At 68.9% G+C, this 12,406-nt stretch carries 11 protein-coding genes; 7 read left to right on the forward strand and 4 right to left on the reverse strand.

The features are described 5' to 3' along the window. Positions 1-7 precede the first annotated feature (7 nt). Genes chvE through mmsB form a run of 3 tightly spaced genes read left to right on the forward strand, consistent with a single transcriptional unit; the run spans position 8 to position 3,872 of the window. Positions 8-1,123 (forward strand): multiple monosaccharide ABC transporter substrate-binding protein, encoded by a 1,116-nt coding sequence (chvE, locus tag ACFV6H_RS07660; RefSeq protein WP_384975220.1) that lies wholly within the window; start codon positions 8-10, stop codon positions 1,121-1,123. After that, the gene (mmsA, locus tag ACFV6H_RS07665) at positions 1,120-2,685 is read left to right on the forward strand and encodes a multiple monosaccharide ABC transporter ATP-binding protein (protein WP_385539551.1); all 1,566 of its coding nucleotides are present in this window, start codon (positions 1,120-1,122) and stop codon (positions 2,683-2,685) included. Before chvE ends, mmsA begins: the two co-directional genes overlap by 4 nt. A gap of 5 nt (positions 2,686-2,690) precedes the next feature. After that, the gene (gene mmsB, locus ACFV6H_RS07670) at positions 2,691-3,872 is read left to right on the forward strand and encodes a multiple monosaccharide ABC transporter permease (protein WP_384975222.1); all 1,182 of its coding nucleotides are present in this window, start codon (positions 2,691-2,693) and stop codon (positions 3,870-3,872) included. Positions 3,873-3,952: 80 nt separating this feature from the next. On the opposite strand, the gene ACFV6H_RS07675 is transcribed toward mmsB, so the two are convergent. The 3 genes from ACFV6H_RS07675 to ACFV6H_RS07685 form a co-directional block, all read right to left on the reverse strand. Further along, positions 3,953-4,753: an SAM-dependent methyltransferase gene (locus ACFV6H_RS07675; protein ID WP_385539553.1), complete on the reverse strand. Its 801-nt coding sequence runs from the start codon at positions 4,751-4,753 to the stop codon at positions 3,953-3,955. Between the two features lie 134 nt (positions 4,754-4,887). Next, positions 4,888-5,124 (reverse strand): DUF397 domain-containing protein, encoded by a 237-nt coding sequence (locus tag ACFV6H_RS07680; protein ID WP_066954884.1) that lies wholly within the window; start codon positions 5,122-5,124, stop codon positions 4,888-4,890. Beyond that, positions 5,125-5,988 (reverse strand): helix-turn-helix domain-containing protein, encoded by an 864-nt coding sequence (locus ACFV6H_RS07685; protein WP_384975224.1) that lies wholly within the window; start codon positions 5,986-5,988, stop codon positions 5,125-5,127. A 206-nt stretch (positions 5,989-6,194) separates the two neighbouring features. Between ACFV6H_RS07685 and ACFV6H_RS07690 the strand changes: the two genes are divergently transcribed. The 3 genes from ACFV6H_RS07690 to ACFV6H_RS07700 all read left to right on the forward strand — a co-directional run bounded on the left by ACFV6H_RS07690 (position 6,195) and on the right by ACFV6H_RS07700 (position 8,613). After that, on the forward strand, positions 6,195-6,731 hold the full coding sequence (locus ACFV6H_RS07690; protein ID WP_385539556.1) for an ATP-binding protein: 537 nt from the start codon (positions 6,195-6,197) through the stop codon (positions 6,729-6,731). Then, entirely contained in the window at positions 6,725-7,159 is a 435-nt protein-coding gene (locus tag ACFV6H_RS07695) for a hypothetical protein (RefSeq protein ID WP_384975226.1), read from the forward strand. Before ACFV6H_RS07690 ends, ACFV6H_RS07695 begins: the two co-directional genes overlap by 7 nt. A gap of 212 nt (positions 7,160-7,371) precedes the next feature. Then, entirely contained in the window at positions 7,372-8,613 is a 1,242-nt protein-coding gene (locus ACFV6H_RS07700; protein WP_385539559.1) for an ROK family protein, read from the forward strand. A gap of 360 nt (positions 8,614-8,973) precedes the next feature. On the opposite strand, the gene xylA is transcribed toward ACFV6H_RS07700, so the two are convergent. Then, positions 8,974-10,143, reverse strand: a complete 1,170-nt coding sequence (gene xylA, locus ACFV6H_RS07705; RefSeq protein ID WP_384975228.1) for a xylose isomerase — start codon at positions 10,141-10,143, stop codon at positions 8,974-8,976. A gap of 294 nt (positions 10,144-10,437) precedes the next feature. On the opposite strand from xylA, the gene xylB reads away from it, so the two are divergent. Then, the gene (gene xylB, locus ACFV6H_RS07710; protein ID WP_385539561.1) at positions 10,438-11,925 is read left to right on the forward strand and encodes a xylulokinase; all 1,488 of its coding nucleotides are present in this window, start codon (positions 10,438-10,440) and stop codon (positions 11,923-11,925) included. The last annotated feature ends 481 nt before the right edge of the window (positions 11,926-12,406 follow it).

Consider the following 12,406-nt stretch of genomic DNA (forward strand, 5'->3'; position numbering starts at 1 on the left):
TGCCCCCATGCGTATCCGCCGTGCCCGCCGGGCCGCACTCGCCGTCACCGCCCTGTCCCTGGCGCTCTCCCTCGCCGCCTGCGGGCAGAACAGCGAGGGCGGCAGCAAGGACGAGTCGAAGGGCGAGGAGAAATCCACCGTCGGTATCGCGATGCCGACCAAGTCGTCCGAGCGCTGGATCGCCGACGGCGCCAATATGGTCGCCCAGTTCGAGAAGCTCGGCTACCGGACCGATCTCCAGTACGGCGAGGACGATGTCGCCCAGCAGGTCTCCCAGATCGAGAACATGATCACCAAAGGTGTGGACGTCCTGGTGATCGCGGCGATCGACGGCCGGGCCCTCACCGATGTCCTGCGGCAGGCCGCCGACCGGGACATCAAGGTGATCTCGTACGACCGGCTGATCCTGGGCACCGAGAACGTCGACTACTACGCGTCCTTCGACAACGAGCGCGTCGGCGTCCTCCAGGCCACGTATCTCATCGACAAGCTGGGTCTGAAGGACGGCGGCGGCAAAGGCCCGTTCAGTATCGAACTCTTCGCCGGCTCGCCCGACGACAACAACACGCGGTACTTCTTCGACGGCGCCTGGAAGACGCTCAAGCCGTACATCGACGCGAAGCGGCTCGTCGTCAGGAGCGGCCAGACCAGGCTGGAGCAGATCACCACACTGCGCTGGGACGGCGGTACCGCGCAGCGGCGGATGGACGATCTGCTGACCAAGTCGTACGGCTCACGGCGCGTGGACGCGGTGCTCTCGCCGTACGACGGGATCTCCATCGGCATCCTGTCGGCGCTCAAGTCCGACGGCTACGGGACGACCGCGAAGCCGTATCCGCTGGTGACCGGGCAGGACGCGGAGGTCGCCTCGGTCAAGTCGATCATCGCGGGACAGCAGACGCAGACGGTCTACAAGGACACCAGGGCGCTGGCCAAACAAGCCGTGCAAATGGCGGACGCCGTGCTCAACGACAGGAAGCCCGAGGTCAACGACGAGAAGACCTATGACAACGAGGTCAAGGTCGTTCCGGCCTATCTGCTGGATCCGGTCAGCGTCGACAAGTCCAACTACAAGTCGGTGCTCGTGGATTCCGGCTATCTCAAGGCGAGTGATCTGACATGACCACCGCGCCTGTCTCCGACAGGAGCGCTCCCGTCCTGGAGATGCGCTCCATCGTGAAGACCTTTCCCGGCGTCAGGGCGCTCTCCGATGTCAGCCTCACGGTCGCTCCCGGAGAGGTGCACGCGGTCTGCGGCGAGAACGGCGCGGGCAAGTCCACCCTGATGAAGGTGCTCAGCGGTGTTCATCCGTACGGGAGTTACCAGGGCGAGATCCTCTTCGAGGGCGCTCCGTGCGCCTTCAGGGACATCAGGGCCAGTGAGGCCCGGGGCATTGTGATCATCCATCAGGAACTGGCCCTGGTGCCCTACTTGTCGATCGCCGAGAACATCTTTCTCGGCAATGAGCACGCCACCCGTGGGATCATCAGCTGGAACGAGACGCTGAAACACGCGGCGGCGCTGCTGGAGCGCGTCGGGCTGCGTGAGCACCCGCAGACCCGGATCGCCGACATCGGTGTGGGCAAACAGCAGCTCGTGGAGATCGCGAAGGCGCTCGCCAAGCGGGTGAAACTGCTGATCCTGGATGAGCCGACCGCCGCGCTCAACGACCGGGACAGCGCGCAACTCCTGCGGCTGATCCTGGAGTTGAAGGACCAGGGCATCGCCTCGATCATCATCTCGCACAAGCTGAACGAGATCGCCGAAGTGGCCGACTCCGTCACGGTCCTCAGGGACGGCCGGACCGTCGAGACCCTGGATGTACGGGCGGGATCGGCCACCGAGGACCGGATCATCCGGGGCATGGTCGGCCGCGATCTCGACCACCGCTTTCCCGAGCGGACACCGTACGCGGGCGATCCGGCGGCGGAGCCCGCGCTCGACATACGCGACTGGACCGTCCACCATCCCATCGACCGGCAGCGCAAGGTCGTCGACGGAGTCTCGGTCCAGGTCCGCAGAGGCGAGATCGTCGGGATCGCCGGGCTGATGGGCGCGGGCCGCACCGAACTGGCCATGAGTCTCTTCGGGCGCTCGTACGGCCATGACATCAGCGGAACGGTCTACAAGGACGGCCGGGAGATCCGTACCCGGACCGTGCCGGAGGCCGTCGCGCACGGCATCGCGTATGTCACCGAGGACCGCAAGCGGTACGGGCTCAATCTCATCGACACCATCGGCAGGAACATCACGATGAGCGCCCTGGCCAAGGTGGCCAGACATGGCGTGGTGGACGAGCACGAGGAGACCCGGGTCGCCGAGTCGTACCGCGCGAGCATGAACATCAAGGCGCCGACCGTCTTCGAACAGGTCGGCCGGCTGTCCGGCGGCAATCAGCAGAAGGTCGTCCTCAGCAAATGGATCTTCGCGGGTCCCGAGGTGCTGATCCTCGACGAGCCCACCCGCGGGATCGACGTCGGCGCGAAGTACGAGATCTACACCGTCATCGACCGGCTCGCCGCGCAGGGCAAGGCGGTTCTCCTCATCTCCTCCGAACTCCCCGAGCTGCTCGGTATGTGCGACCGCGTCTACACGATGGCGGCGGGCCGGCTCACCGGCGAAGTCCCACGGGCGGAGGCGACACAGGAAGTCCTGATGCGCCATATGACCAGGAACACGAGGTAGTCGACATGACTCCGGTCACCACCACACCGCTGCTGGAGGCCGCGCGCCGCAATATGCGGCAGTACGGCATGCTCATCGCGCTCGGTCTGATCGTCGTGCTCTTCCAGATCTGGACCGACGGTGTGCTGCTCAAGCCGAACAACGTCACCAATCTGGTGCTCCAGAACAGCTATATCCTCGTTCTCGCCATCGGCATGATGATCGTCATCGTCGCCGGCCATATCGATCTGTCGGTGGGCTCGCTGGCGGCGTTCGTCTCCGCCGCGAGCGCGGTGATGATGGTCAAGCACGATCTGCCCTGGGTGCCCGCGCTGGTCGTCGGACTGCTCATCGGCGCGCTCGCCGGAGCCTGGCAGGGCTTCTGGATCGCGTATGTCGGCATTCCGTCGTTCATCGTCACGCTCGCCGGGATGCTGCTCTTCCGCGGCGGTACGCAGATCCTCCTCGGCTCACGCTCGCTCGGCCCGTTCCCCGAGGGCTTCCAGAAGATCGCGACCGGCTATCTGCCCGAGTTCGGCCCGGTCACCAACTACCACAATCCGACGCTGCTGCTGGGGCTCGCGCTGCTGGCCGTGGCGGTGTTCCAGGAGATCAGGGACCGGCGCCGGCAGCGGGCGTACGAGCTGGAGGTCCTTCCGCGCGGACTCTTCCTGCTCAAGTGCGCGGGACTGGCGGCGGCCGTGCTCGCCTTCACCCTGACACTGGCCAGCTACCGAGGCGTCCCGGTGGTCCTGCTGCTGCTCGCCGCGCTGCTCATCGGCTTCGGTTATGTCATGCGCAACGCGGTCGTCGGCCGTCATGTGTACGCGCTCGGCGGCAACCGCGCGGCGGCGAAGCTGTCCGGCGTCAAGGACCGCCGGGTCACCTTCCTGGTCTTCGTCAATATGGGAGTGCTCGCCGCGCTGGCCGGAATGGTCTACGCGGCCCGGCTCAACGCGGGTGTGCCGCAGGCGGGCATCAACTTCGAACTGGAGGCCATCGCGGCCTCGTTCATCGGCGGCGCGTCGATGAGCGGCGGTGTCGGCACGGTGTTCGGCGCGATCATCGGCGGACTGGTGCTGGGCGTGCTCAACAACGGGATGTCGCTGGTCGGGATAGGCCCGGACTATCAGCAGGTCATCAAGGGACTGGTGCTGCTGGCGGCGGTGGGCTTCGACGTCTGGAACAAGCGCAGGGTGGGCGCCTAGGCGCGACACCTCAGGGATGAATACGCGCGGCGCCGCAGCGCACCTGAAAAGTGCTGCGGCGCCGCGCCCCCGTATTCCACTTACAGCTTGCGTGCCACGCCTGCGTATCCCGGGATGGGCTCGTCACCGGGGACCGGTACGACCTCTCCCAGCTCGGGACGCCAGTCCGTGGCCAGTGCGACGCCCGGTTCGACCAGCTCCAGGCCCGTGAAGAACGCGGCGAACTCCTCCCGTGACCGCAGGGCCAGGGTGAGCGCCCGCTTCTGGTACAGCTCACGTGCCTGGCCGGCGCTCTCCCGGTCGAAATCGCCCGTGGCATGGGAGAGCACAAGATAGCTGCCGGACGGCAGCGGGTCGAGCAGCCTGCGCACCAGTTCGTACGCGCCGTCCTCGTCCGGGATGAAGTGCAGCAGCGCGACGAGGGAGAGCGCGACCGGACGGTCCAGATCGAGGATCCTTCCCGCCGCCTCGATGATGGCCTCCGGCTCGCGCACATCGGCCTGGACGTACTCCGTGGCACCGCCCGGAGTGCTGCGGAGCAGCGCCTCGGCGTGCCGGAGGACGATCGGGTCGTTGTCCGTGTAGACGATCCGGGAGTCGGGCGCGACCTCCTGGGCTATCTGGTGAAGATTGGGCTCGGTGGGAATGCCCGTGCCGATGTCCAGGAACTGGCGCACGCCGCCGGTGGTGCCGAGCCAGCGGGTGGCGCGGTGCATGAACGCCCGGTTGACCCGTGCCATGTCGGGCCCCCGGGAGTCCAGTGCCAGTAACTGCTTCGCCATCTCCTCGTCCACCGGATAGTTGTCCTTGCCGCCGAGGAACCAGTCGTACACCCGGGCCGGATGCGGCCTGCTGGTGTCGATGGAATCGTTCCCGGTCATGTGCGCTCCATGAGTCTCAAGGTCGATGAGCAGGATCTGTGGAACACAGTGTCTGCGGAAGAACGGAGGACGGACGAGTCAGTGGACGAATCAGCGGACGTGGACGATGAGAAGTGAGAGCGGTGAGCGGTCGGTCAGGTGAGCAGGAAGTCGGCCTGACCCGCCTTCGCGCCCTGGATGAATGCGGCGATCTCGCTGGTGGTGTAGATCAGTGCGGGGCCGTCAGGGTCGGCGGACTGGCGCACCGCGACTCTGCCGTCGGCCAGCTTCATGGCCTCGATGCAGTTGCCGCCATTGCCACCACTCCACGGCTTGCGCCAGCCTTCGGCACCGAGGTCGGCGGCCGGCATGCCGTTGTATATGGGATCCATTCACAGCTCCTTGCGGAGATCCCTGAGGATCTCCTTCGTGCGTTGTGCAGTTGCGGCCTGAGCCGCCATCCGGTCCATGACCTCCAGGTGGGTGGCCACTTCGGGACGTGCGTCGAGATAGACGGCGCCGGTCAGGTACTCGCTGTAGACCATGTCCGGCAGTTCCGGTTCGGCGAACCGGAAGATCACGAACGGCCCGTAGGTACCGGGATGGTGTCCGCTCGAGAATTCCGCGATCTGCAGGGTGACATTCGACAGGGCCGAGGCATCGAGCAGCCTGTCGATCTGCTCCCGCATGACGTCCGGACTGTCACCGACCGGGCGGCGCAGTACGGTCTCGTCCATGATCACCCAGAATCTGGGTGCGTTGGTACGGGTCAGCAGCGACTGGCGTTCCATACGGAGCGCCACATGGCGTTCTATGTCCTCGGGCTGTGCCTGTCCCACCGCCCCCGCGTGCATGACCGACCGGGCGTACTCCTCGGTCTGGAGCAGCCCGGGAACGAAGTGCGGTTCATAGGCACGCAGCAGGGACGCTGAGCCCTCCAGGCTGACGTACATGCTGAACCAGTCCGGCAGGATGTCGTGGAACCTCTGCCACCAGCCGGGCTTGTTCGCTTCCTCGGTGAGCTCGACGAAGGCCTCGGTCTCGTCCTCGGGGATCCCGTATGCCCGCAGCAGGAGCTGTACATAGGGGATCTTGAGGGCGACCTCGGCGGTCTCCATCCGGCGGATCGTCGCGGGCGCCACCCGGAGAAGCTTGGCGGCCTCCTCGCGCTTCAGTCCGGAGCGCTCACGAAGATCTTGCAGACGTCTGCCGAGTACGACCTGACCCACGGTCGGGGCGGACCGCGGTTCACTCACTTTGGGTCCTCCCCACGCACGGTTACCAGCAGTCTGCCATGTCTAGGCCACGAAGAACACGGCACTCTGAAAAATTCAGAGTGCCCCTTGCCAAGTGTCGCCGACGGGTGGAGAGTGGATCGGTGAACCAGCTCACGCGGTTGTCGGGCTCTGCCATGGGAGAGCTTCACGCTCGGCCGCTGCTCCCCCACCGTTAGGAATCGGTCGTGGCACCTGGTAAAGCGCTCACCCCCCCGCTCATAGCCGTGTGCCCCCCTGGCAACGTTGTCCGGCGTTACGGATTCCAGTTGCCCGCTCACGCAGAGTCAGTGGCCCGGGCGAGACAACTGACCCGCGACCGGCTCGCCCGATGGGAGATGGAGGAGGAGGCCCGCGACACCGCGGTGCTCGTCGTCTCGGAACTGGTCACCAACGCGATCGTGCACGCGGCCGGCGACCGTGTCGTCTGCGAGATTCGTGAGGACGACGGCCGGCTGCGGATATCCGTGGAGGACCAGGGCTACGGACCGACAGGGCCGCAGCTCCACGACGCCGCCCAGGACGAGACCGAGGGCGAGGGAGGCCGTGGGCTGTTTCTCGTCGATTCCCTGTGCAGCGGCTGGGGAGCCCATGACACATCGGGATACGGCCCCGGGCGTGTGGTCTGGGCCGAACTCCCGCACGGAGAGCTGTCACACGCAGAGCTCTCGCACGGAGAACCGCTACACGGAGAACTGCCACACGGAACGGAGCAACCGTGCTGAGGACCGCACTGGACCGGCTCGCACGTGGCCTGCGCGACGGCCGCGATCTCGCGCCTCGTCGCGTCAAGCTGCCTCTGCCGCCCACGCTGCCGGCCTCGCTGGGCTGTGACGCGGTGGGCGTCCCGGCGGAGCACGGCTTCCGGCTGATGGCGCGGCTGCCCAAGAAGGGCTGTGTCTTCGCCGACGCCGAGTGGTGGTGGTGGATCGTGCCGGCGGGCTCCGATCTCGATCTCACCTGGCCGTCACCGGCCCGCTATGTATCGGGTACGACCGTCCCGGCGGCGCATCCGCGGTTGATCCACTGGCCCGAGGCGCCGACTCCGTACACTCCGCCGATCCCCTTCTACCTCATGGTCTGCCAGCTGACCGGCACGGCTCCGTCCTGGGGCCCTCGGACGGAGCCGGGAACGGTCCCGGCGCGGCACTGACCTGACGGCGACCCGGACGAACGGGCGCCCTGCGATGAGCAGACGACAGCGGGCCCGGGTGAGCGGGCGGGAACAGCGGGCCCGGGTGAGGACCTGGGCCCGGACCAGAGCCCGGGTGAGGGCTCGGCCGCATGCCCGGCAGCAGGCGGCCGGGCCCTCACCCGACCGCCCTGTCCCTCGCGCGACGCGCATCACATAGGCTCGGCCGCGAGATGAACACCAACCACACATCCCTCGGCCCCAAGGCCGACAAAGAGACGGTGCGCCGGCACAATCTGAGTCTTGTGCTGCGGGCAGTGCGGGACGAGGGAGAGGCGACCAGGGCCGGGGTGGCCGCGCGGGTGGGACTGACCAGGGCAGCGGTGTCGTCGCTGGTGGAGCAGTTGCTGGAGAGCGGATTCCTCTCCGAGTCGGGCAAGACGTTCAGCGGACAGGCCGGGCGCCCCGGCACCGTGCTGAAGGTCACACGCTCCGGGCCCGCGGGCATCGGTGTCGAGATCAATATCGACTATGTGTCGGTGTGCGTGGTCGATCTGTCCGGCACCGACCGGGTCCGGCTCACCGAACACATCGACAACCGCGGCGCTCTCCCGGCCGAGGTGCTGGCGCGTGGCGCCCGGATCGCGGCCCGTACGCTGGAGTCCGCCGCGGAGCAGGAGTTGATCCCTGTCGGGGTCCAACTCGCCCTGCCGGGGCTGGTGTCGGGAGGTACGGTCCGTCAGGCGCCGAATCTCGGCTGGAACCGGGTCCCGGCGGAGGAGCTGTTCGCGCAGGCACTGGCGGAGCTGCGGCCCGATGTGCCCGCGCTGCCGGTGAGTTCGGAGAACGAGGCCAATCTCGCGGCGCTGGCCGAGCTGTGGTTCGGCGGGCTCGGACCCCTCCGTACGTTCCTCTATCTCACCGGCGAGATCGGCGTCGGCGGCGCGCTGGTGCTGGACGGTGAACTGCTGCGCGGCGCGCACGGGTTCGCCGGAGAGATCGGCCATGTGGTGGTCGACGCGAAGGGACCGCTGTGCCGGTGCGGTTCGCGGGGCTGTCTGGAGCAGTACGCGGGTCAGTCCGCGCTGCTGCGCGCGGCCGGCATCGACGAGAACTCGGGCGTGCCGGGCGTCGCCGAGCTGGAACGCCGGGCACGCGGCGGCGACGCACAGGCCGTGGCGGCCGTCGAACAGGCCGGAGTGATGCTGGGCCGTGTGCTGTCGGGCTCGGTGAACCTCTTCGATCCGGACGCGGTCGTGCTGGGCGGGATCTACCGCGAACTGATGCCCTGGCTCTCCCCGTCGGCCGACCGCGAACTGACGGCCCGCGTGGTCTCCGGCCTCTGGCCCCGCGACAGCGGACGCCTACGCGCGTCCTCCTCGGCAGGAGACGCAGCCCGAGGCGCGGCGGCCCTGGTGGTACGAGCGGTCCTGGCGGACCCGGTGGCCTACGTCCAACGAACCACGGACCGATAACGCGGGAGTTGGCGGCGCCGGGCGCTACGGGCACGCAGGACGCGCCTGGCGGCGGTCCGGCGCATCGGACAACTCCGTCGCGAGGCGTCGCCGTATGTGACGAGGGACACGCCTGAAGGCGGTGTGGGACACCCCACAGTTCCGCGCAGGACGCCACCGACAGCGGCACGAAACGCCGCACACGGCAAAGCGAGGAGCAGCCGAATCAGGCGCGGCGCGGGCGGCGCCCGTCCGGCGCAGGGCACCGTTCACGGCGGAGCGGTACCCGTCCCGTGTCCGGCACCGGTCACGGCCCGCGCCGACGCGCGTGACCGCCGCCCGCGGGGGCGCGGGTGGCGGTCATGGCGGCCGGGGTTCGGGTCAGCGGACGCCGAGCAGGTGGTCCATCGCCAGCTGGTCGAGCTGCTCGAAGGCCATGCCGCGCGACGCCGCCGCCTCCGCGTCGAAGTCCTCGTACGCGCTGCGGTCCGCCAGCAGCGCGGCCACTCCGTCCGCGGCCGTGGGCAGCGCCAGCTCGTCCAGCCGCGAGGCGCGCAGCGCTTCCTGGACCACCGGGTCGGCCCGGAACGCGGCGGCGCGCTCCTTGAGGATCAGATAGTTGCGCATACAGCCCGCCGCCGACGCCCACACACCGTTGAAGTCCTCGGTCCGCGGCGGCTTGAAGTCGAAGTGCCGCGAGCCGTCCCAGCCCGCGGTCTCCAGCAGATCGACCAGCCAGAAGGCCGCCCGCAGATCGCCCGCGCCGAAGCGCAGGTCCTGGTCGTACTTGATGCCGTTCTGGCCGTTGAGGTCGATGTGGAAGAGCTTGCCCGACCACAGCGCCTGGGCGATGGAGTGCGGGAAGTTCAGCCCGGCCATCTGCTCATGGCCGACCTCCGGGTTCACGCCGTACAGCTCCGGCCGCTCCAGACGCTCGATGAACGCCAGGGCGTGGCCGACCGTGGGCAGCAGGATGTCGCCGCGCGGCTCGTTCGGCTTGGGCTCGATGGCGAACCGGAGGTCGTATCCCTGCTCGGTGACATACGCGCCGAACAGGTCGAAGGCCTCCTTCATCCGCTCCAGCGCGAGCCGTACGTCCTTCGCCGCGCCCGACTCCGCGCCTTCCCGGCCGCCCCAGGCCACAAAGGTCTTCGCGCCCAGCTCGGCCGCGAGATCGATGTTCCGGAGCGTCTTGCGCAGCGCGAAACGGCGCACGTCCCGGTCGTTCGCGGTGAACGCGCCGTCCTTGAAGACCGGGTGCGTGAAGAGATTGGTGGTGACCATCGGCACCACCAGACCGGTCGAGTCCAGCGCCTGCCGGAACCGCTTGATGTGCGCCTCGCGCTCCGCGTCGGACGAACCGAAGGGGATGAGGTCGTCGTCGTGGAAGGTCACGCCGTACGCGCCCAGCTCGGCCAGGCGCTGTACGGATTCGACGGGATCCAGGGCCCTGCGGGTCGCGTCCCCGAACGGGTCCCTGCCCTGCCAGCCCACGGTCCAGAGACCGAAGCTGAACTTGTCCGCCGGGGTGGGAGTGAAGCGTTCCGTCATTCTCTGGCCGCCTTCGATACCTCAGGTCCGGCACGTGCCGACCTTTTTGTTTCCTGACATGACTAATAATGCACGTCGGCGCGGATGCGCAAAACCCCCGGGGCCCGCTCATCGCCGTACACCCGGCGTACCCCGGGCACACCCGGCGAACACGGTCGCGCACGTTCGGCCACCGGCGAGGATCCGCCACCCCCGTTCCGGTGAGCCGCGTCATCGCGTAATTTGTTTCTCCCACGTCAAAAAGTGCTCCAGCCAGCGAACTCCACGAACTCCAGCAAGGGAAGAGGTACGTCCATGTCGCAGAGCCCGGTGGTCGGCCCGGTCGTCGTCGGCGTGGACAGTTCCACCCAATCCACCAAGGCCGCCTTCACCGATGCCGCCACCGGCCGGCTGCTCGCCGTAGGGCGCGCGCCGCACCGGGTGACCGGTGAGGGCGGTGCGCGCGAGACGGATCCCGAGGTGTGGTGGAACGCGCTGCGGGAGGCGGTGGCCGCCGGTCTCAAGGAGTCCGGCGTCGATGCCTCGGCCGTCGTCGGGATCGCCGTCGCCGGGCAGCAGCACGGACTGGTGGTGCTGGACCGTACGGGCCGCCCGCTGCGCCCGGCGCTGCTGTGGAACGACACCCGGTCCGCCCCGCAGGCCGCCGCGCTCACGGAGGCGCTCGGCGGGCCCGCCGCCTGGACGGCGCGGACCGGCTCCGTACCGGTCGCGTCGATGACGGCCTCGAAGTGGCAGTGGCTGCGCGAGCACGACCCGGCCATCGCGGGCGCCACGGCGGCCGTCAGGCTTCCGCACGACTTCCTCACCGAGCGTCTCTCGGGCGTCGCCGCCACCGATCCAGGCGATGCCTCGGGCACCTGCTGGTATTCGACGGCCACCGGTGAGTACGACCCGGAGCTGCTGGCCCTGCTCGGCCTCGACGCCGAGCTGCTGCCCGCCGTCGCCTCGACCGGCGCCGTCCGGATCGGCTCGCTCACCGCCGGCTCCGCGGCGGAGCTCGGGCTGCCCGCGGGCATCGCCGTCGCGGCGGGCACCGGCGACAATATGAGCGCGGCGATCGGGCTGGGCTTCGGCGGCGGCGGGCTGCTGGACCATCCGGTGCTGAGCCTCGGCACCTCGGGCACGGTGTTCGCCGCCACCCGTACCCGTCCCGACTCGCCCGCGCTCGCGGGATTCGCCGCGGCGGACGGTACGTATCTGCCGCTGGCCTGCACGCTCAACTGCACGCTCGCCGTGGACAAGGTGGCGGCGCTGCTCCGGCTGGACCGCGAGGACGCGGTGCCGGGCGGCGAGGCCGTCCTGCTGCCGTATCTGGACGGCGAGCGCACGCCCGATCTGCCCGCCGCCTCGGGTCTGCTCACCGGGCTGCGCCATGACACCACACCGCAGCAGCTGCTGGGCGCCGCCTACGAGGGCGCGATCGTGACGGTCCTGCGCGCGCTGGACGAAGTGCTGCGCGCCTGCGGCCTCGATCCGGCCGATCCGGAGGTCGCGGCCCGCCCGCTGCGGCTGGTCGGCGGCGGCGCGCAGGGCCGTATGTGGGTGGACACGGTACGAAGGCTCTCCGGCCGCCAGCTGATCGTCCCGGCCAGCGGCGAACTGGTCGCCCTGGGAGCGGCGGCGCTGGCCGCGGGCGCGGCGACGGACGAGGACGCGGTGGCGATCGCGGCGTCCTGGCAGACCGGCGAGGGCGAGGAACTGCCGCCGGTGGAGCGGGACATGGAGACCTGGGAGCGCGTGGGATCGGTCCTGGACCGGGCGGCGCCGAGCCTGCTGTCGTAGGAGCGGATGCGCGGGGCGAGGGCGTACGAACCGTTGGGGCGGAGGCGTAGGAAAGCGCGTGGCGGGGGCGAGGGAGGGACGCGCCAAGGTGTCTTGTTCGTACGGTAGTTGGCCTCTGGTCACCTGCCGGGCCGCAGCTCTACGCTTCGGTCTGCGCGGCGCATGGCCGCCCGCGCCGGAGAGGGAGACGCAAGGCCCATGGCCGACGCACTGTCCGACGGACCGTCCGATGAAGAGATACATGAGGCGATAGCCCGGCGGCGCGGCTGGGCCCATGCGTTCCGTACGGTCCGTACGGCTCTCGGGACCCGTACGGCGGTGCCTCCGCCCGCCAAGGCACCCGCCAAGGGCCACGCGCGGATCGAGCGACATCAGGTCGTGCGCTTCGAGATCGTCCGCTCCGTCGAGACCCGTACGGAGGACTCCAAGGATTCGGAGAGGAACGGATCGTTCGATCTGTCGGATCGCCCCAGGTACAAGA

Source organism: Streptomyces sp. NPDC059743, assembly GCF_042732975.1.
Lineage (GTDB): Bacteria > Actinomycetota > Actinomycetes > Streptomycetales > Streptomycetaceae > Streptomyces.

Excerpts from the sequence above, each read along its gene's own strand:
- mmsA (WP_385539551.1), top strand. The coding sequence starts at position 1,120 with ATGACCACCGCGCCTGTCTCCGACAGGAGCGCTCCCGTCCTGGAGATG.
- xylA (WP_384975228.1), bottom strand. The coding sequence starts at position 10,143 with ATGACGGAACGCTTCACTCCCACCCCGGCGGACAAGTTCAGCTTCGGT.
- xylB (WP_385539561.1), top strand. The coding sequence starts at position 10,438 with ATGTCGCAGAGCCCGGTGGTCGGCCCGGTCGTCGTCGGCGTGGACAGT.
- chvE (WP_384975220.1), top strand. The coding sequence starts at position 8 with ATGCGTATCCGCCGTGCCCGCCGGGCCGCACTCGCCGTCACCGCCCTG.
- mmsB (WP_384975222.1), top strand. The coding sequence starts at position 2,691 with ATGACTCCGGTCACCACCACACCGCTGCTGGAGGCCGCGCGCCGCAAT.
- ACFV6H_RS07700 (WP_385539559.1), top strand. The coding sequence starts at position 7,372 with ATGAACACCAACCACACATCCCTCGGCCCCAAGGCCGACAAAGAGACG.
- ACFV6H_RS07680 (WP_066954884.1), bottom strand. The coding sequence starts at position 5,124 with ATGGATCCCATATACAACGGCATGCCGGCCGCCGACCTCGGTGCCGAA.
- ACFV6H_RS07675 (WP_385539553.1), bottom strand. The coding sequence starts at position 4,753 with ATGACCGGGAACGATTCCATCGACACCAGCAGGCCGCATCCGGCCCGG.